The sequence below is a fragment of the Mycobacterium sp. MMS18-G62 genome (assembly GCF_053877835.1).
Map to the genome: position 1 here is coordinate 2,180,036 of NZ_CM132662.1, position 18,888 is coordinate 2,198,923.

Here is an 18,888-nt window from a genome sequence, read left to right on the forward strand (position 1 = left end):
GCAGATGCTGACGTCGCCGACGGGCGCGCACAAGAAATTGGCTCGGCGTGAATGATTCTTCGCTTCAGCAAGGGTCAGACGATGAAGGGCGATTCTTCGATCGAGGGATACTCCCCGGCAGCCGTGATGACGGCCCCTTGCGGTATCTGACTTTTCTCGATGCTCCTGAACAGGATCCCGATGTTGTCACCGGCCTGTGCTTGGTCGATCTTCTTACGGAACACCTCGATCGCGTCGACCGTCGCGCTGAGCGCGCCGTCGATCTGCACGGTATCGCCGACCCGCAGTGTGCCGCTTTCGACCCGGCCCGTTGCCACCACGCCGCGATTGCGAATAAAAAACACGTCTTCAACGGTCAGCTTGAACATGTCAGGAGTGTGCCAGCCGCGCATCGGAGATGAAGCCCTTATTGCGCATCAGGAAGTCGGCCAGAAATCCTTCGTGAGGAATGTGTGGTGCGCCGTAGTGAGTGGGGTAGTGACCGCTGTACACGTTGGTGACGGACGATTCGTTGACGAGATCGTCGATCAGATCATCGTCACTCGTGATGGCGTTGAGCACCAACGAGTTCCGTAGCGGGGCTATGCCGTCTGCGCGCGACCATGGGGACACCCAGACACAGGGGAACGGCAGCTCGACGTTGAGTTTGGCCGGGTCGGGCCGGTGCAGCAGGTGTACGGCGGGCCGTAGCGCCGCGGACCCGTCGCCGATGTCGGCGACCACCCGGTCGGCACCGAGAATCGGGACCGCTCCGGCCGCCTTGACCGCCAGGTGATCGGCGATGGCTCGCGCGGACTCGATGGACGTTGTTGGCAGAATGGCCTTTTCGTCGGTGTTGAGCAGAGGTTCGAGGGTCGTCAACCGATCCGCGATCGCGTGCGCGAGCGGCGCCGCATCGCCCTCGTACAACACGGCGGTGGTGTTGACGCACGCAGTCCCGCCCAAGTTGGCGATCGAGTCGACGATCACGTCAAGGTAGTCACGCCAGTCGCGCTCGGCGGTGATCAGAATCTTGGAGCGGCCGGGACCGTTGGTCAGCACGGTGGGATCCGCCGCATAGGTGTCCACGACGTCCTGGCCGCCGTACACCATGGCCAGGTCGGCCGCGCGGATGACATCGTCGGCGACGGTGTGGTCGGTGGGCAGGTACACCGCGTCGCCGGGCCGAAATCCGGCTTCCCGCAAGGCGTGGATGAGCCGGTGGGCGGTGAGAGGGTCGCGTCGCGAAGGGCGGACCGCAACTCGATATCCGAGTGCCAGCGCCTGCGGCCAGAGGCCGTGCACACCTGGCGCGTTGCCGGGCGCATGGACGGCGAGCACCTGCCCGCGTCTCGACCAGACAGCACCGCCGGCCGACCCCACTGTGCGCCAGTCGGTGTCGGCTCCGCACGGTTGGGCCGGGCGCACAGCGCTGCATGCGGTGGTGAGGCCTTCGGCGACGGCTGAGGCGCCAGCGCGGACGGCGGTCATCGGAAGTCCGGACACCCGGCAGGTCAGCGCGATGTACGTATCGAAGTCCAGCCCGCCGATCGATGACGACACGAACAACTCGGCGGCGCGCGTGAGTCCGGCCTCGCGTTGGGTGGTTGGCAAGGGTCGCAGCCTGCGCTGGGCATCGATCGTGCGGGTGACGAACAGCCTTGGCACAACGGATAACTCGGCGACCGGCTCACCGCCGACATCTCTGATGATCTCCCGGTTGCGGGTGCGGTACTCACCCTCGGGGCCCAGGGCGACGATGTCGAGCAGGTCGCCTGTCATTCAGTACACGCCCTCGACGACTGCCTCGCCGCCGAACACCGAGACTGATGCGACGTCGCTGACTGAATCGCCGACCTGCCCGTCGGGCCCGGGCATGCGGATCGCGGTGTCGCGTTCCAGGTTGTTGGGGATGAACATGCCCTTGCTGATGTGGTTCATCACCACCTGGCCGCGTTCTCCGTATGGCACTTCAGTGCTGGTCTCGGGATCGATCACCCGGAAGACGACGTAGGGCGTGCGTGGGTCGAAGACGAACAAGTCGCCATCGACTCTGGTCGCCGCCTGAGACAGGATCATGGTGCTTCCGAACGCCATCGCGATCGCGGTGTCGGGGAAGATGTCGCGAAGCAGGTCGAGGGTATCCATGTCGACGTGGGCCCCGCTCAGAAGCAAGTACCGAATCTTGGTGTTCACCAAGGAGATCAGCTCGTTGTCACGGGCGATTGTCTCGAGCAACGGCGGCGTCGTGTGGAGGTTGGCGACATCTTGTGTCTGCAGGATGTAGCGCGCCTGCTCCAGGAGGTGGTCGACATAAGCCGCCACGTCGGCGTTGCGGGCGGCAATCTTCTTGACCCACCGCGGATCCATGTCGATCGGATGGAATATCGATCCCAGTCGTTCGGCGACGACGCGGTCGAAGTGGCCTACTCCGTGCGGTCCGCTCGGCATCAGGCTGAGCAGTCCGCGGCCCGGTACGTAGCCGCCGGCGGTGAAGTCCTCGACCTGCCACCGCGCGACCTGTGCGAGCCAGTCCGGCATCTGCGCGGTGCGCTTCGGGGCTCCCGTCGTGCCGCCCGATTCGAAGATGCGGGGAATCGGCGCCGGCGAGCCGTAGCCGCGGGGAATGAGGTCTTCGACAGGGACACCGCGCAGTTCGTCGACGAGGTTGGGAAACCGACGCAGATCGGCGAAGCTGTGCACGTCGGTCAGGGGATCGAAGTCGAGAGAGTGCGCGGCGCGCAGCCAGAACGGTGAACCCGTGTCAGCGCCGAAGTGCCAGGCGATTGCGGTGCGCAGGTAGGCATCGGGATCGCCGAGCGGCGCATCGCGCGGCACGTCCAGCAGGGAGAAGTCGATGTCCGCCACGCGGCCATCGTGTCGCAGAAGGTTGTCCGGCAGGTGAACTCAGGAGTGGGCGAGTCGCTTGTTGATAAGCCGGGTCAGCCATCCTGGCGAGAAGCGGGAGCCCGCGATCATGAACTTGGTCTGGGTGCCGACGGGGAAGTGGACCTGATGGACGGTCCGGCGCAGCCACGACGGCTGGACGGCCTTGGCGATCGCGTCGGCGACGTCCTGGGCGGTCAGCCGGATGCCGAGTGACTCCGTGGTGCCCGTCTTGATGTGGTCGGTCATCGCGGTCTGGACGTAAAGCGGCCACATCGCGATCACCCGGATGCCGTAGCGGCTCCATTCGATGTCGAGCGCCTCGGTGATGCCGCGGACGAAGAACTTGGTCGCGCTGTAGTTGGCGAGTTCGGCCTGACCGTAGATGGCCGACGCGGATGCGAGGTTGACGACGACCGAGTTCGGTGTGGACTTCAAATACGGGAAAGCGGCATGCAGCCCGTTGACGACGCCCTTGGTGTTGATGTCGATCTCTTTGAGGTGGGCGCGGACGTCGAGGTCCTCGAAGCGGCCGGCGAGCAGGATGCCGGCGTTGTTGATCATCACGTCGAGCCGGTCACCGGCGGCTTTGGCGAATTCGCTTACCCGCTCGGCCATTTCGTCGCTATCGGTGACGTCGAGGTGTCCGACGATCGCCCTGCCTCCGAGTTGGTCGATCTCGTCGGCCAAGGTCTTGAGCCCGACGTCGTCGATGTCATAGCCACCGACGAGGTAGCCGTCGCGGGCAAAGGTCAGCGCAGTCGCGCGGCCGATCCCAGCGGCGGCTCCGGTGATGAACACGGCTCTGTTGTTGGGCATACGCCATGATCGCCTATCGCCGTCACTTCATGGTCGCCAGGTTGTGCCATAGGTTGCGAAGGCTGTCTGTGCCGCCGAACAGAGTGGTGAAATGCGTCGAATCGATGAGCACGATGTCGCCCGCTCGCTGACCGCTTGGCGGCATCCAGATCAGCGCGTTGAACTCCGTATTGCCCGCTTCGGTGAACGGATGCGGCCGGTTCGGGTCGACCCGCTGGCGGCCGAGGACCTGCACCTCCTTGCTTTCCGGCGCCGTGAGTTCGTAATGCGGCAAGTGCGGATGGAAGTTGAACGTGGTCACATTGTTCAGCAGCCGCGGTGCGTCGAGGTCGTGGAAGCCGGTCAGCGGCGCGATCTCCTTGGTGCCCTCGACGACGGCCGGCCGCAGTCCCCACGTGTTGTGCACCGGCACGTCGAGCGCCTTCATCAGCGAGCGCGTGTACTGCCCGAACCGTTGCTGGCGGGGGACGAGCCGGTCGCCGTGGTGTTCGTACTCGATCTGCCGCTGGGCGTAGTCGTCGGTGAAGCCGACGTCATGGTGCGGTGCGAGCAGCAGGCAGGTGCCCTCCCTCTTGAGCCACTCGGATATCGCTTCGATCTCTTCTTCAGCCGCCTCCTGCTCGGCCAACAGATGGTCCAGACCAAACACCATCAAGGTGTCTGTGTCGGCGAGGATGCGCTCGTCGATCGGAAGTTTGTAGCCGGCCTGATCGATGCGCTGGAAGACGGCAACCGGATGCCCGGTGGCTTCCTCGGCGAGTTCTTGGAAGGCCAATGTTGATCGGTGGAAGAGTTCCAGTGTTCCTGCGACGCCCTGAAGGAAGTTCGCGGCGTCGTATTCGGGTGTCTCATAAGCCGGCCATAAGACGTTGCGCACCTCGGTGATGGTCGAGAAGCGGTTCTCCATCGAGGCCGGATCTCGTTGCGCTTCCCAGGGATAACTCCACGTCCAGTAGATGCTGACACGCCGTCCACCAGTCTTGGCGCGGGTGACGTGGCTTTGGTTGTAGGTGCGTGCGCGCATGATGATCCTTCTAGGTGCCCAATGTGGCGAGGTAGCGTAGCGCGTTCATCCCGGGCAGGAAGAAGTAAGCGCCGCCCCGCAGCGTAGTGAAGGCCGGAATACCCTTGTGCACCTTGCGGATCGGCCGTTTCGGCGCGGTGAAATCCAGCGTCCCGTCCTGTGTTCCGGCAATGGGGTCGTGTTCGTTTCCGAGCTCGTGGAACGACCTGTCGTTGATCCAGACGTTCTGGGCGAACTCGAACTGGCGGACCAGGTCGGCGCAAATGATGAAGGCGGCGATACCGCGGTCCACGCCGTCGTCGGGGGCGCCCTCGGGGAGTGCGGGTCCGTAGGTGGCGCCGCGCCGGATCATGCGACGACGGTTCATGTAGTGGGCGGTGTCGCGCGGATTGAGCCGTCGGGCATGCGATCCCAGCGGACACGCATAGCCGAACGGGTCCATTTCCTTGTAGTTGTAGTCGTTGTTGCGCATCGGATCGGCACCCAACTCGGGGTCGTCCTTGTCGGGTGCCAGCACAAGCGGAGCACCGCTGCGCCAGCGGCCCATGAACTTCGCGGCGAGCAGTTCCTGGTCGTCCAGGGTGTCGGCATTCTCTCGCAAATAATCGCGAAACACGGCGACGTGTTCCTGTAAACGCCGGTAGGCCATGTAACTGCCGTTGCGCGACAACGCCTCGGGCTCAGGCAGATTGGCGACAGGGCCGTTTTCGTCGGGATAGCCGAGGATGAACTCCCCCGGTTCCAGCGCCGCTCCGGAGCCGGGCGTGGGCTCCTCACCAGAGCCCTTCATCACAGGCTGCGACAGCCGGTCACGGAAGCCGAAGTGGTCGTGAGCGTAGTTGAACGGAGGCGTCGCGTTGAGGTCTAGGAATGACAGGCTGCGCACGCCGTTGGTCCGTGCGAGCAGTTTGTCGTGCTCCTCGATCGAGCGCCGGCACTGTTCGTCCGTGCGGGAGAACAAGATCGCGATGGCGTGCAGGTCCTCGCCGGCCAGCCCCCCGACCCAGTGCTCGGGAGCAGCGGCGCCGGTGTCGCCGAGAATGCCCGCGCGGGCCGGCATGCCTTCGCGAAACTCGTCGGGGAAGGAGGCCAGCGAATCCTCTGGCACGCCAAGCGCGCGAAGGCCATTCCACGTGAACGCCAACGTAACCCAGCGATCCGAACTGTCCATGGTCGCCTGAGCATCAGCCGCTGACTGGACCTTGTCGAGCAGCTCGGTCACCCAGGCGCGGCCACCCTCTGGCGTGTCGAAGGACAAGAACTCATAGCGTCCCGTGATCGCGGGCGTGCGGGTCAGCAGGATGTGTTGAATGTCGTCGAACTCGAGCACGGCTACTGCTTGCCCTTCGTCCACGCCCACGCCGCTATGCGCCACCCGTCGGCGAGTTTTCGAAGCGCCACGGTGAAATACGCACCGGTCTGCGTAACGGGCTCGCCGCGGACGCTGTACTCGAAGGTCGCGGGAACAACCATGTACGCGCTGTCGCCGGTCACGTCGTTGTGCAAGGGCTCGCCCAAGGTTATGAGATAGCCCGATACACCAAGGTGTTCACCTTCGGCCAACGCGTCGCGGTACCAATCCTGAGCGGCGGTCGGCCCCATCCATAGGTGGGGTGCCATGCCGTCGAGAATCGACCCGCGGACGTCGAACGTCGCCGCCATCACGTCCGCGTCGCCGTTGTTGAACCCGTCGATGTACTGCGTCACGGCTTCAAGCGGAGTCGATGTCATTGCATCTGGTCGAGCATGGTCGAGAACGCCGCTTTGAGCCGCAGGGCCTTCTTGATCTCGTCGGCGGTGACATATGGGTATTCGCCGTACTCGAGGAAGCTCGGGCATTGATGTTCACGCACGAACTTCACGAACGCCTCCGGGTTCTCTTTCCAATCCTCCGGGAAGCCTTCGAGATTCGTGAACACCGTCGTGATCCCGGTTGCGCTGAACAGCTGGACCGCGTCCTCGGTGTACTTGTCGAAGTCGGTGTCGAAGATGCCTTGATATTGAAAGTGCAGGCCGGACCCGACGTCGAACAGCACCCAACGGAGATAGTGCAGGCGAAGCGGCGCGAGAGCGTCAGGGCTCGCGGCGATCGTTTCTTCGATCGTCTTGCCGTAAGCGCGGACCGCCTCTTCTCGGCCTTCCTTCACTTTGGCGATGATGGAAAATCCGTAGCATGCCGGAGTCCGCGGAAAAATTGGGCCGTACCGCCCACGTTCGAGTTCGAAATAACCCTCTTTCGGGATCGCCATCGCGGCGGGTTTAGTCCAGTCTTGGTCCGTCATATCCGCCCTCAACTTCTGTGGTGTGCTGGCGCGAACGTAACACTGCTACCAGGGAGGTGAGTGGTGTTTGAGCGGCGAAGCGAAGACCACGAGCTGCCGGCTAGTGCATCTAAGGTACTGATCGTGATTCTCCCCAAGACAACAAATTCCGATCATGAAAATTGCGAATAACCCCCCGCTCTCAAACGCGTCCAATTACGCTTCACGCATAACGGATTCGGCGCGTTGTCGGGGGGACTAAACGGCGGCGAGCCACCTAACTTCTAGGAGGGGAGCAGCCGTGCGATTGAAACAGCGCTGCCTGTGTTTGGGGCTTGCCCTTACGTTTGCGCCCGTTGGTGTCATCTCAGCGTCACCGGCGTCGGCGGATTGCACGAATGCCGGCGGCGCCACCATTTGTGCACAGGGCACGGTCCGGGGCGGTGGTCCCGATGCGCCCACTGCGGGGCCGTACTACCCCTCGTACTGTGCCGACCCGTGGTATTGCGACGACGGTTGGGATGTCGATGTGATTCTCCCGCCTCCCGATTTCGGACGCCCCGGTCGCCCGGGCGGCGGAGGTGGTATAGGTCCACGTTAAGCAAAGTCCCTATCACCCACGAAACCAAGGAGTCTCGAATGTTCTTCCGTAGCCTCGTTGGCGCCGGCGTGATCGCCGGTGCGACGCTTATCGGTACCGCAGCGACCGCCGCCGCCGATCCGCCGAACTGCACGGCCGCCGACCTTGCAGGCGTCATGTCCGGTGTGAACGCCGGGATGTCGACCTACCTGTTCACCCATCCGGACGTGAATGCCTTCTTCACCGGCCTCAAGGGCAAGTCCAGGGATCAGATGCGAACGGATCTCAGCGCGTACTTGGACGCGAACCCTCAGGTGCGAGACGAGATAACCGCAGTGAGGCAACCCGCGGCTGACTTCCGGGATCGCTGCAATGCGCCTGTGCCCGACGGACCTATGGGTTAGAGGTTCAGTAGCTCACAGCGGCATTCCGGCTTCGATGAAGTCCAGGGCCCGGTACATCTGATCGACGGCGCCGGGCGAGTGATCGATCACTGCCATCAATGCTCCGGCAAGCACGCCGAAGAAGACGCGCACCTCGAAGTCATCACCCTCGCGCCCGGTGCGTTGACACTCGGCTTCCGAGAGAAGCCGGATGATCCGCCCGTACGCGTCGAACTGGGCGGCCTTGAGTTCGGGTATCGAGAACACCAGCCGTTGCCGCGTGCGTTCGAGCTCCCACCCGTCATTCGACACGACCTTCATCGTGAGGTCGAACGCGCGGCGGAACGCCTGCAGCGGTGACAGGTCGGCGGGCAGCCGGGCCAGCGCCTCGACTGTCACTCGATCCAGATCGTCGGCCATCAGCACAAGTTCTTTCGATGGGAAGTACCGGAAGAATGTGCTGGGTGAGACCTCCGCGGCCTCTGCGATCTGCTCGACCGTCGTATTGGCGTAACCCTGCTCGTCGAACAGCCGGTACGCCTCGCGTTGAATGGTCTCCTTCGTCTGCAACTTTTTGCGCTCGCGCAGACCCAGGTTTCGAACAGTGACCCCCATGCGGTCATTGTGTCAGGACAAAGCGAGCGACACGCCGAGTCCGACCATCATGACGGCGATCAGCCCGTCGAGGATGCGCCACGTCAACTGGGACGAGAACATGCCTGCCAGCCGCCGTGCACCGAGGCCGAGGCTGAAGAACCACACGGCGCTGGCGGTCACCGCACCGATACCGAAGAGCCAGCGCTCGTCGCGGTGTTCGTTGGCCAGCGCGCCGAGCAGCACGACGGTGTCCAGGTAGACGTGCGGGTTGAGGAACGTCAGGGCCGCGCAGGTCAGCAGCACTTCCAGGAGGCGCGCCGGCGTGGTTTCCGACGGCGTCAGCGACGACGGCCGCCAGGCGCGACACGCGGCCATCAGCCCGTAGCAGAAGAGGAAGAGGGCGCCGCCGAATTTGGCGACGTTCATGGCGCTCGGGTGTGCAGTGATGAGCGCGCCGACGCCGGCGATGCCAGCGGAGATAAGCACGATGTCGGAGACCGTGCACAAGGTGACCACGGCCAGCACATGCTCGCCCCGGATGCCCTGGCGCAGCACGAAGGCATTCTGCGCGCCGATGGCGGCTATCAGCGTGAACGACGCGATGAAGCCGAGGATCAGGGGCGAGCTCATGTGTTCGACGGTAGGTGCGCAGGCTGGTTCAGTACAGCTAATGATTCTTCGCATACATTAGGATTGCTAATGTGACGGAATTGGATGGCCAGCAGCTTGCCGCCCTCGCCGCGGTGATCGAGCACGGGTCCTTCGACGCCGCTGCCGAGCGGTTGCACGTCACACCGTCGGCGGTGAGTCAGCGAATCAAGGCGCTTGAACAGCGAGTAGGTCAGGTGCTCGTTGTCCGGGAAAAGCCGTGTACGGCAACACCTGCCGGTGCTCCGCTGCTCCGGCTGGCCGCGCAGACGGCGTTGCTCGAGGCTGAAGCGCTGGCGGAGATGGGGGGCGGTGAGGGCGCGTTGCCGCGAATTGCGTTGGCGGTCAATGCCGATTCGATGGCGACTTGGTTTACCGGTGTGTTCGAGGAGCTCGATGATGTGCTGTTCGACATCCGCATCGAGGACCAGGACCACTCGGCGCGCTTGCTGCGCGAAGGTGTGGTGATGGGGGCCGTGACGACCGAGCGGACACCAGTGACCGGCTGCCGGGTGCAGCCGCTGGGCGTGATGCGCTATATCCCGGTGGCCAGCAAGGCGTACATGGAACGGTGCCTACCGGAAGGCTTTACAGCGCATGGCGCTGCGCAGGCGCCGTCCTTGGCGTGGAATCGCGACGATGCGCTGCAGGACATGTTGGTGCGCAGGGTTTTCCGACGCGACATCGTCAGGCCAGTGCATTTTGTGCCGACGGCGGAAGGTTTCGGGGCGGCGGTACAGACAGGGCTTGGGTGGGGGATGTTCCCGGACAGTCTTGCCGCACCGCATCTGGACGACGGCTCGTTCGTCCGCGTCGCCGACGAACATCTGGACGTGCCGCTGTACTGGCAGTGCTGGAAGCTCGACAGCCCGATCGTCGCCCGCATCACCGATGCAGTGCGGTCGGCTGGTGCACGTCTGCGCCGGCACCGCGCCCAAGTCTGAGGACCGAACCTGTCCTCTATTGCTGCGACGCTGAGGTCATGACTACCAAGACGGATGATCTGACGACGGCACCGCCGATAGTTGAACAGTCCATTCTCGACGATCTTCGTCGCCGACTACGCACGACGAATCGTGTCAGGTTGCCGGAGGGCATTGGCTGGGAGCGCGGAGTCGACGCCGAGTACCTGACCGAGTTGGTCTCCTATTGGGCCGATTCGTATGACTGGCGCGCCCACGAGAAACGCATCAGGTCACTCCCGTGGGAGACTGTGGACGTCGCAGGGGATAAATACCGTGTCCTGCACCAGAAGTCGTCTGGTGACACAGCGACGGTGGTGCTGCTGCATGGCTGGCCCGACTCGGTGCTCCGCTACGAGCGTGTACTGCCGCTGCTAACGGATCTCAATATGGTCGTGCCGGCCCTACCCGGTTTCCCCTTCGCCCCGCCGCTGACAAAACCGGGAATGTCGGCGACGGCGATGGCCGACGTCATCAAGGCCGTCATGGCGGGGCTTGGCTATCAGGACTACATCGTCTCGGGCGGGGACGTAGGCAGCCTCGTCGCCGAGCGCCTCGCCGTGATCGCACCGCATAGCGTCTCGGCCCTGCACCTCACCGATGTGCCTTACCCGCACCTGTTTTCGATTGACGGCGACGAACTGGCCCCCGACGAACAGGCCTACTTGACCGCCGGTCAGCGATGGCAAATGACCGAGGGCGCATACGCTTTGGAGCAGTCGACAAAGCCGCACACATTGGCCATAGCGCTGGGCGATTCCCCTGCCGGACTGCTGGCTTGGATCGTGGAGAAGCTGCGGGCGTGGAGCGACTGCGGTGGCGACGTCGAGTCCGTCTTCCCGCGCGATGATCTGCTGACCTGGGTCACCGCATACTGGGTGACCGGCACAATCGGAACGTCGTTCTCGTCCTACGTCGAGGAGACTGACCCGGTGGCCGAGGTCGCGACGCCGACCGTCGTGAGCGTCTTCCCGAACGATCTTGTCCCAGCGCCGAGATCGTTCGCGGAGCGCTTCTTCGACGTCCGGGTCTGGGATGAACATCCGACCGGAGGGCACTTCTCCGCCTGGGAGCAACCGGAACGCTTTGTCACCGGGCTGCGCATCGCGAGCGGTGTCGGTGTCGCATAGCCGACACATACATAACTCAGGCATAAATGGCGCACAGCGGATCCATATGTCGGCGACGTACCTTCTGCCGAGGTCACTACGTAATCGACGATGGGTCTGGGGAATATGCGCAGAGTTGTCTTCGTCGCGGTTGTATGCACAGTTGCCGCATCGGTGGCTGCCGCATTGGTCGCCATCGGATTTGGCGCGGGAGCGGCCGCCGCAGATCCACATCCCGATTCACGGCCGTCCCGATAAGTGCTCTTGCCACAGGACGTCGACAAGCCGGTGGGGCAGATGTCGCCGTGCCCACCTGGCGTCCTTAGCAGGGCGTCAAAGCTCATCGGCGATTATGAAACAGTCACAGAGCGCGACCATTGGGTCGACGCCGTTGCCGAAAGGCTTTTGCCACCAGCATTGTTGGCGGTGCTGGGCACCGGACTATCGGTGCTGGGTTGCCTATTCGACGGGCTCGGGCTGGCGATCCCGATGGCTGTGGTCGCATTGTTCGCGGCCACACTCGTTGTCCGTATCTGGCGAAAGTCGTCGGCAGCGCGGCGACTTCACGGTCCTGCGACCGAATCGTCTTAGCGGCTGGCCGTTGTCGACACGAGGGAATCGAATGATCTGTGTGTTCTGCGTGAAACTGGGGGAAGTGCTCGAGGCGGCGGAGGTCGTGAACGGCTTCGCTGTCTGCCGCGAGCATGAAATCAACGCCAAGGCGCTCCCATTGGTCCGAAGACTCGAAGAGGATTCACGCGACGTGACGCTGAGTACGAGCTCAACGGACAGCTGACGAAGCGGGCACCTCCCAGGCGCTGCCCTGTTCGCGATCGAGCACCGTGATGCCCTTGTTCTTCAGCGCGAACACGTACACCAGCAAGCTCACGCCGATCACCGCCGTGACGTAGAAAATGAACCAGCCGGGGTGATGGGCCCCCTTGGCGGCCTGATACAGCATCGGCGCCGTGCCGCCGAACGCCGAATTCGCAAGCGCGTAGCCCAATCCCACACCGAGCGCGCGGATTTCGGCGGGGAACAACTCCGCCTTCACGATCGCGTTGACCGAGGTGTAGCCGGTGATGATGACGTAACCGACGGCCGTCAATGTGAACGCCATGAATGGCGAGGTGGTCTGCGGGAGGTACGTCAGCAGGATGTAGGTGTAGATGACACCGCCGACTCCGAAGAAGACGAGCAGTGTCTTGCGGCCAACCCGGTCGCTGATGAGGCCGCCGATTGGCTGCAGCAGCATCAGGAAGATCAGGCCCAGCAGGTTGATCCATGTTGCGGTCATCGCCCGGTCACTCCCGAAGGTGGACTTGACGATCGCCGGCGCGTTGACGCTGTACGTGTAAAACGCGACCGTGCCACCCGCCGTGATGAGGAAAACGAGAAGCAGGGGGCGCCAGTGCATGGTCAACAATGTCTTCATCGATCCGGCGTCATTGTCCTTGCCCTCGCGGATGGCCTCCAGGTGCGACTCGCTGAGCGACTCGTCCATCGAACGTCGAATCCAAAGCACCACAAGGGCTGCGATGCCACCGATGAAGAATCCGATCCGCCACCCCCATGCGTTCAGGGCGTCGACATCCAAGGCGCTGAGAGCGATGAGGAGGGTGAACTGGGCGAGGACGTGGCCTCCCACGAGGGTGACGTACTGGAACGACGACAAGAAGCCGCGTCGGCGCGCGGTCGCCGCCTCCGACATGTATGTCGCCGATGTTCCGTACTCGCCGCCGGTGGCGAATCCCTGCAAGAGTCGCGCGAGAATCAGAATCACCGCCGCCCAATAGCCGAGGATCTCGCGGGTCGGCATGATCGCCACCAGGAACGAGCAGGCCGACATGAGGGAGACGCTGAATACCAGGGCGGCCTTGCGGCCGCGGCGGTCGGCGTATCGGCCGAAGAACCAAGATCCCACCGGTCGCATGACGAACGTGACCGCGAAGATCGCGTAGATGTAGACCGTCGAGTTGGAGTCGTTCTTGTCGAAGAACTGCGCCTCGAAGTAGGGGGCGAAGACCGTGTAGACGTACACGTCGTACCACTCGACGAGGTTTCCCGCGGAGCCCTTGACGGTGTTGAGCACCGCCCGCCTGGTGCTCGTCGGAGCGCGCGTTGGACCAGTCGGGGTGGACGGCGTCGTCACATCGCTCATTCGTGAACGATATCTTCAAGCCACCAGATAGGATGTATTACAGGCGATTTCGCTAAGCGATGCTGGTAAGCCTGCGCGGAAAATGTTCTGCCAATGCGCTCCGCGTCCGCGTGCATTCCCAACAAGATCGGTTGCGACACGGTCACGGATGCATACCTATTGAGGCATCATTGATCACAAAAGCCCCATCTATCACTATCGTCACATCAGCCAACCGCTGACGTCAACGCGACGTCGTGCCCCTGAAAGGTGTGACATGTCGCCGCGTCTGCCGATCGCATCGATATCCGTGGCGGCGGCGGCCACCCTTGTCCTTTCCGTTGCGATCGGCGTTGCCCCACACGCGGCCGCGGAGCCTTGCCAAGGTGCCGCCGCAGCCGCCGAACCTCCTGCCGCCTCGGAAGCGACTCCGGATTTGCCGTCGTCCTCCAACCGCCGACCGACAGGGCAGCGACCCCGCAATGCGAATGAGGGCGCACCGCTGCCGAGGCTGGGCCAGCTGCCATCGGCTCTGCTCAACGGGTCACCCCAGACCGGGCGAGTGCAACAGCAAGCGGCCGTCGCGCCTTCACCAACCCCTCCCGACGCGGCTAACCAGCAGCTGCCCAATGCAGCTCAGCCCGCGCCGCCACCTGCACCCCCCGGGACATCGCTCGTCGGATGGGTGACGGGACCGGACAGCCCGAACGACACCATCGGACGCTTCTCCATCACCGGCACCGATCTCGGAATCATGTGGGACAACGGCGATCCCGCGGGTCATCAAGTGCTCATGGCGTTCGGAGACACCTACGGTTACTGCAGCGTTCATGGCCAGCAGTGGCGGTACAACACGCTGTTCCGCAGCCAAGACGGATCGCTGGCCAAGACCATCACCGTGCCGAATGGCGTTGTCTCCAACAAGTATTCGGGCTCACCGCTGTGGGCCCCCGGTGTTTCCAAACAGATCGTCAACAGCACCAAGTGGGCGCCGACGGAGACAGGAATCATCCCGACCGCGGGCATCTCCGTCGGCAACACGCAATACCTCACCTTCATGTCCATCAAGAGTTGGGATAGCAACGGCGCATGGACGACGAACTACTCGGCAATCGCGGTGTCCCCTGACAATGGCGAGCGTTGGGGCATCTACCCCGACTCTGTCCGCACGCCCCGACCGGACGCCATTCCGGACGTTCAGTACGTTGCCGGAAACGAGAATTTCCAGCAGGGTGCGTTCCTGAAGCCCGGGCCGGGCGACCCGTACATCTACTCCTTTGGGACACCGTCGGGTCGTGGCGGTTCGGCGTATGTGTCGCGAGCTCTCCCCGGCTATTTGCCGGATCTCAGGCGCTACGAGTATTGGAACTCCGACAGCAATGCCTGGGTGCCGGCGAACCCCGGGGCTGCGACACCCGTGATCCCCGGGCCGGTGGGTGAAATGTCGGCCCAATTCAACACGTATCTCAAGCAATACCTGGTGCTGTACACCAACGGTATGAATGACGTCGTGTCCCGAACCGCGCCCGCGCCCCAAGGACCATGGAGCCCGGAGCAACTGCTCGTGCCGTCGATGCAGTTCCCCGGCGGCATCTACGCGCCGTACCTGCATCCGTGGTCGACGGGTAAGGAGCTTTACTTCAACCTGTCGTTGTGGTCGGCGTACAACGTGATGTTGATGCGCACCGTGCTGCCATAGCGCTCGGTTGTTGACGTGACGACGCAGACGAACCCACAGAATGAGGCGGCGACACCACGCGCCGGAACCACCGCAGTCATCACGGGCGGCGCCCGCGGTTTCGGCAGAGCCTTCGGCGTGGCGCTAGCAGCAGAAGGAGCCCACGTCGTACTCGTCGACCTCGACGCGGCCGAAGTCGACGCTGCGGCAGCCGCCATCCGGCAGTCCGGAGCCGGAGCCACCGGCTATGTCGGCGACGTCACCGACGACGCCCGGATGTCGGACATCATGGCCGAGGTCAGTGGCGCCCGCGGCGGTGTCGACCTGCTGATCAACAACGCTGGACTGCACAGCGACGAGTACAGCAGGCCGATACGCGAGATGGGTCTTGCCAAGGTGCGTCGACTGTTCGACGTCAACGTGCTCGGCGTGATGACCTGCACGCTCGCGGCCTGCCCGCATATGACCGGCCGCGCGGGCGCCAGCATCGTCAACATCGCGTCGGCCGCAGCACATCTGGGTGGAACCGCTTACGGCACATCGAAACTCGCGGTCGCCGGGCTCACTCTGACCTTCGCGCGTGAGCTCGGCCGTGACGGTATTCGCGTCAACGCGATCTCGCCCGGCCTCATCTTGACCGACACCATCCGCGCCGAACTGCCCGAGGCCGCGATGGCGCGCGTCAAAGCGATGCAGTTCATCGATGCCGACGGTGCAGAGGCCGACATCGTCGACACGATGCTGTTCTTGACATCGGATCGCGCGCGGTTCATCACCGGCGAAACCCTGCGGGTGACGGGGGGAATAGCCGCCGGCATTTGAGGCTGCTTATGGTCAAACGGTGACGATCACGTATGACGAGGCGCTGCGGGACCAGGTGCGGACCCGCTTGGGGGGTCACGACCGACGTGAGGTGACGGACCCGACGAAGCGGCACGCAGCCGTCGCGGTGGTGCTCGTCGACTCGGTGGTCGGTGAGGACCGAGTCGACCCGGCACCGGTGGATGACTGGATCGACGGGCGTCCCATCGACGCGGGGCTTGACGGCCGTATGGTCGACGTGTCGGGTGGAGCCGCTTTCTTTCTGTGCCGCAGGGCATCTCGTCTCACATCGCATGCCGCTCAATGGGCGCTGCCAGGCGGCCGCCTCGACCCTGGTGAAAGCGTGATCGACGCAGCGCTGCGGGAACTGGACGAGGAGGTCGGCGTCGAGTTGCCCGGCTCCTCTGTGTTGGGCCTGCTCGACGACTACCCGACTCGATCCGGATACGTCATAACCCCGGTCGTGATCTGGGGCGGCGGACGGCTCGAGCCCCGTCCCGCGCCCGACGAGGTGGTGGCTGTCTACCGAGTCGGGCTGCACCAACTCTTGCGTGATGATTCGCCGCGGTTCATCACGATCCCCGAAAGCCCACGTCCGGTTGTGCAAATCCCGTTGGGAAATGACCTCATCCACGCGCCGACGGGTGCAGTCCTACTGCAACTGCGGTGGCTCTGCCTGGAAGGCCGCCATGACGCAGTCGACGAACTAGAGCAGCCGGTGTTCGCTTGGAAGTAGGGCAAGTCCGGTCAAGGCCTGTGGAAGTGGGCCCTGATGCACTACACCGAGACGCTGAGTCGCGCGGGTGAGCGCCACGTACAGCTCGGCCGCACCGCGTGGGCCGTCGGCCATGATCCGATCCGGTTCCACAACCAGAACGGCGTCGAATTCCAGCCCCTTCGTTTCCGACGGCTTCACCGCGCCCGGCGTACCCGGTGGTCCTATCACCACGCAGGTGCCTTCGCGCCCAGCCTCGTCGCGTACGAATTCCTCGATGGCAGTTGGCAATTCGTCTTCGGTCACCCGTCGCGACCATGGCCGAACGCCGCACGCGCGCACTGACTCCGGCGGCGCAACGTTCGGCGCGAACTCTGCGAGCAGCGCTGCCGCGATGCTCATGATCTCCGCCGGCGTGCGGTAGTTCACCGACAGCGACCTGTAGACCCAGCGATCGGGTACGTGCGGTTGAAGCGCCGTGGCCCACGACGTCGTGCCCGCAACCGACCGGCGTTGGGCAAGATCGCCGACCACCGTGAACGATCGGCTCGGGCAGCGGCGCATCAGCACCCGCCAATCCATTTCGGACAATTCCTGCGCCTCGTCGACCACCACGTGCCCGTACGTCCAATCCCGGTCTGCCGCAGCGCGTTCGACGAGTTCACGGTTGTCGCGCTCGACAAATCGCTCGGCCAGGTCCTCGGCGTACAACATGTCTTGTGCGAGCAGATGGTCCTCGTCGTCCATCAAGTCCTCGCGGCTGATCATGAGGTCCAGCACGCCGGCCGCGTACTCTTCCTCCGCCTTGCGTTCCCGCTCAGCCGCATCGTCGGCCGCCTTGTCGCGGCCCAGCAGATCGACCAGTTCGTCGAGCAGCGGCACGTCCGACACCGTCCAAGCGTCGCCATCGGAGCGGTAAAGCGCCTCGTCGGCGCCTGCGGCGCGTAGCCGTTCGGGGGAGCTGTACAACTCTGCCAGCAGGGTTTGGGGTGTCACCACCGGCCAGAGTGCGTTGATCGCCGCGGCGAATGGTTCGTTATCGCCCAGCTCGTCGATCAGGTCCGCCCTCAGGCGCGCCCAGGGTTCGCGGTCCTCCCGGGTGAGCCAGCCTCGTCCGATCCGCGCTATCGCCCGCTCTGTGAGCACGTAGGTGATGATGTCGATGAACACCGCGCGAGCCTCGTTATGTGGCAGCCCGCTGGCACGCGCCTCCTGAATGGCCCACTCCGCCGTCTCGGCGTCGATTGGCACAGTGATGTCCGACAGCTTGATCGGGATCGGATCTTTCGGCCGCCGCTGCCGGTCCGCGATGGCCGCTGCGAGCACCTTCAAGATCTCCAGCGAGCCCTTCTGCCGCGCGGCCTCGTCGGTGTCTTCGGCGGTTACGTGCAGACCGGGCACCAAATCGCCCGTGGTCATGAACACCACGTCGGATTCGCCAAGAGACGGCAGCACGCGGCTGATGTGGCTCAGAAACGCCGTATTGGGCCCGACGACCAGCACACCATGGCGTTCCATGCGCTTGCGCTGGGTGTAGAGCAGATACGCGACGCGGTGAAGCGCCACCACCGTTTTTCCGGTTCCCGGCCCACCCTCGATCACCAGCACGCCAGAGTGGTCGAGCCTGATGATGTGGTCTTGCTCGGCCTGGATCGTCGCGACGATGTCCCGCATTCCCTCACCGCGCGGCGCATTGACCGCCGCGAGCAAGGCTGCATCCCCTCGTTCGTCTCCCGTTGGGCGGCCGAGGATCTCGTCGGTGAATTCGACGACTTCGCGTCCGCGGGTGTGGAATTGGCGCCGGCGACGCATGCCCTCCGAGTGCGCGCCGGTGGCGATGTAGAACGCGCGCGCCGCAGGCGCCCGCCAATCAACCAGCAACGGCTCGTATTCGTTGTCGCGGTCGAAAATGCCGATCCGGCCGACGTATAACCGTTCGCCCGAAATCGAGTCCAGTCGACCGAAACACAGTCCGCTGTCGGCCACGTCCAAACGCTTCGCTTGTTTGGCGAGCGCGCGTACCTCGTCGTCTCGTTCCATCAGTGTGCCGCCGTTGCCCCGCAGCGCCGCGCTGTACCTGCCCTTCACCTGTGCGCGTTCGGCATCGAGCCGCGTGTACAGCCCGGCCACATAGCTCCGCTCAGAACGCAATTCCGCTTCGTACCCTCGAGTTGACACATGCCCCCAAATTTCACGGTTCCGGCCTAGGCCAGCGATTGTGCGGTACGACCGGGGTCTTGCCGCAAGCCCCCATGTGCGTTATACGTTGGAAATGGAAGAAATCA

The 18,888-nt window shown here is 63.9% G+C and carries 19 protein-coding genes; 7 read left to right on the forward strand and 12 right to left on the reverse strand.

Going from position 1 to position 18,888, the window contains the following annotated elements; translation table 11 throughout:
- Positions 1-74: 74 nt before the first annotated feature.
- The 8 genes from ACWW36_RS10875 to ACWW36_RS10910 are packed head-to-tail and all read right to left on the reverse strand — an operon-like array spanning position 75 to position 6,990.
- The gene (locus ACWW36_RS10875; protein ID WP_456141542.1) at positions 75-368 is read right to left on the reverse strand and encodes an EF-Tu/IF-2/RF-3 family GTPase; all 294 of its coding nucleotides are present in this window, start codon (positions 366-368) and stop codon (positions 75-77) included.
- A gap of 1 nt (position 369) precedes the next feature.
- The gene (locus ACWW36_RS10880) at positions 370-1,749 is read right to left on the reverse strand and encodes an aldehyde dehydrogenase family protein (protein WP_456142444.1); all 1,380 of its coding nucleotides are present in this window, start codon (positions 1,747-1,749) and stop codon (positions 370-372) included.
- A 12-nt stretch (positions 1,750-1,761) separates the two neighbouring features.
- Complete coding sequence (locus ACWW36_RS10885; protein WP_456141543.1) at positions 1,762-2,847, reverse strand: phenazine antibiotic biosynthesis protein; 1,086 nt, start codon at positions 2,845-2,847, stop codon at positions 1,762-1,764.
- A 39-nt stretch (positions 2,848-2,886) separates the two neighbouring features.
- Positions 2,887-3,684: an SDR family oxidoreductase gene (locus ACWW36_RS10890; protein ID WP_456141544.1), complete on the reverse strand. Its 798-nt coding sequence runs from the start codon at positions 3,682-3,684 to the stop codon at positions 2,887-2,889.
- 22 nt (positions 3,685-3,706) lie between these two features.
- A complete protein-coding gene (locus ACWW36_RS10895; RefSeq protein ID WP_456141545.1) occupies positions 3,707-4,708 on the reverse strand; it encodes a hypothetical protein in 1,002 nt (333 codons plus the stop codon).
- Between the two features lie 10 nt (positions 4,709-4,718).
- Positions 4,719-6,038, reverse strand: coding sequence for a Dyp-type peroxidase (locus ACWW36_RS10900; protein WP_456141546.1), 1,320 nt, complete (start codon positions 6,036-6,038; stop codon positions 4,719-4,721).
- A gap of 2 nt (positions 6,039-6,040) precedes the next feature.
- A complete protein-coding gene (locus ACWW36_RS10905; protein WP_456141547.1) occupies positions 6,041-6,439 on the reverse strand; it encodes a nuclear transport factor 2 family protein in 399 nt (132 codons plus the stop codon).
- On the reverse strand, positions 6,436-6,990 hold the full coding sequence (locus ACWW36_RS10910; protein WP_456141548.1) for a hypothetical protein: 555 nt from the start codon (positions 6,988-6,990) through the stop codon (positions 6,436-6,438). The genes ACWW36_RS10905 and ACWW36_RS10910 overlap by 4 nt, the downstream gene beginning before the upstream one ends.
- A 280-nt stretch (positions 6,991-7,270) precedes the next feature.
- Between ACWW36_RS10910 and ACWW36_RS10915 the strand changes: the two genes are divergently transcribed.
- Together ACWW36_RS10915 and ACWW36_RS10920 are read left to right on the forward strand one after the other, a co-directional pair.
- Positions 7,271-7,570: a hypothetical protein gene (locus tag ACWW36_RS10915; protein ID WP_456141549.1), complete on the forward strand. Its 300-nt coding sequence runs from the start codon at positions 7,271-7,273 to the stop codon at positions 7,568-7,570.
- A gap of 38 nt (positions 7,571-7,608) precedes the next feature.
- Positions 7,609-7,953 (forward strand): heme-binding protein, encoded by a 345-nt coding sequence (locus ACWW36_RS10920; RefSeq protein WP_456141550.1) that lies wholly within the window; start codon positions 7,609-7,611, stop codon positions 7,951-7,953.
- Positions 7,954-7,965: 12 nt separating this feature from the next.
- On the opposite strand, the gene ACWW36_RS10925 is transcribed toward ACWW36_RS10920, so the two are convergent.
- The gene (locus ACWW36_RS10925; protein ID WP_456141551.1) at positions 7,966-8,547 is read right to left on the reverse strand and encodes a TetR family transcriptional regulator; all 582 of its coding nucleotides are present in this window, start codon (positions 8,545-8,547) and stop codon (positions 7,966-7,968) included.
- 12 nt (positions 8,548-8,559) lie between these two features.
- A complete protein-coding gene (lysE, locus tag ACWW36_RS10930; protein WP_456141552.1) occupies positions 8,560-9,159 on the reverse strand; it encodes an L-lysine exporter in 600 nt (199 codons plus the stop codon).
- Between the two features lie 71 nt (positions 9,160-9,230).
- On the opposite strand from lysE, the gene ACWW36_RS10935 reads away from it, so the two are divergent.
- On the forward strand, positions 9,231-10,121 hold the full coding sequence (locus ACWW36_RS10935) for a LysR family transcriptional regulator ArgP (protein WP_456141553.1): 891 nt from the start codon (positions 9,231-9,233) through the stop codon (positions 10,119-10,121).
- A gap of 38 nt (positions 10,122-10,159) precedes the next feature.
- Entirely contained in the window at positions 10,160-11,269 is a 1,110-nt protein-coding gene (locus tag ACWW36_RS10940) for an epoxide hydrolase family protein (RefSeq protein WP_456141554.1), read from the forward strand.
- 760 nt (positions 11,270-12,029) lie between these two features.
- Here ACWW36_RS10940 and ACWW36_RS10945 read toward each other — a convergent pair.
- Positions 12,030-13,409 (reverse strand): MFS transporter, encoded by a 1,380-nt coding sequence (locus ACWW36_RS10945; RefSeq protein ID WP_456141555.1) that lies wholly within the window; start codon positions 13,407-13,409, stop codon positions 12,030-12,032.
- A gap of 256 nt (positions 13,410-13,665) precedes the next feature.
- Here ACWW36_RS10945 and ACWW36_RS10950 point away from each other — a divergent pair, with 256 nt between their 5' ends.
- The 3 genes from ACWW36_RS10950 to ACWW36_RS10960 are packed head-to-tail and all read left to right on the forward strand — an operon-like array spanning position 13,666 to position 16,624.
- Positions 13,666-15,087, forward strand: coding sequence for a DUF4185 domain-containing protein (locus ACWW36_RS10950; protein ID WP_456141556.1), 1,422 nt, complete (start codon positions 13,666-13,668; stop codon positions 15,085-15,087).
- Positions 15,088-15,102: 15 nt separating this feature from the next.
- Positions 15,103-15,888, forward strand: a complete 786-nt coding sequence (locus ACWW36_RS10955) for an SDR family NAD(P)-dependent oxidoreductase (protein WP_456141557.1) — start codon at positions 15,103-15,105, stop codon at positions 15,886-15,888.
- Between the two features lie 19 nt (positions 15,889-15,907).
- The gene (locus ACWW36_RS10960) at positions 15,908-16,624 is read left to right on the forward strand and encodes an NUDIX hydrolase (protein ID WP_456141558.1); all 717 of its coding nucleotides are present in this window, start codon (positions 15,908-15,910) and stop codon (positions 16,622-16,624) included.
- Here the strand turns inward: ACWW36_RS10960 and helR are convergent.
- Positions 16,595-18,781 carry an RNA polymerase recycling motor ATPase HelR gene (gene helR, locus ACWW36_RS10965; RefSeq protein WP_456141559.1) on the reverse strand — a complete coding sequence of 729 codons (2,187 nt, stop codon included), beginning with the start codon at positions 18,779-18,781 and terminating at the stop codon, positions 16,595-16,597. The genes ACWW36_RS10960 and helR overlap by 30 nt on opposite strands.
- Positions 18,782-18,888: the final 107 nt, after the last annotated feature.

Coding starts and splice junctions, on each gene's coding strand:
- ACWW36_RS10945 (WP_456141555.1), bottom strand. CDS start 13,409: ATGAGCGATGTGACGACGCCGTCCACCCCGACTGGTCCAACGCGCGCT.
- ACWW36_RS10875 (WP_456141542.1), bottom strand. CDS start 368: ATGTTCAAGCTGACCGTTGAAGACGTGTTTTTTATTCGCAATCGCGGC.
- ACWW36_RS10920 (WP_456141550.1), top strand. CDS start 7,609: ATGTTCTTCCGTAGCCTCGTTGGCGCCGGCGTGATCGCCGGTGCGACG.
- ACWW36_RS10925 (WP_456141551.1), bottom strand. CDS start 8,547: ATGGGGGTCACTGTTCGAAACCTGGGTCTGCGCGAGCGCAAAAAGTTG.
- ACWW36_RS10940 (WP_456141554.1), top strand. CDS start 10,160: ATGACTACCAAGACGGATGATCTGACGACGGCACCGCCGATAGTTGAA.
- ACWW36_RS10950 (WP_456141556.1), top strand. CDS start 13,666: ATGTCGCCGCGTCTGCCGATCGCATCGATATCCGTGGCGGCGGCGGCC.
- lysE (WP_456141552.1), bottom strand. CDS start 9,159: ATGAGCTCGCCCCTGATCCTCGGCTTCATCGCGTCGTTCACGCTGATA.
- ACWW36_RS10910 (WP_456141548.1), bottom strand. CDS start 6,990: ATGACGGACCAAGACTGGACTAAACCCGCCGCGATGGCGATCCCGAAA.
- ACWW36_RS10890 (WP_456141544.1), bottom strand. CDS start 3,684: ATGCCCAACAACAGAGCCGTGTTCATCACCGGAGCCGCCGCTGGGATC.
- ACWW36_RS10895 (WP_456141545.1), bottom strand. CDS start 4,708: ATGCGCGCACGCACCTACAACCAAAGCCACGTCACCCGCGCCAAGACT.
- ACWW36_RS10905 (WP_456141547.1), bottom strand. CDS start 6,439: ATGACATCGACTCCGCTTGAAGCCGTGACGCAGTACATCGACGGGTTC.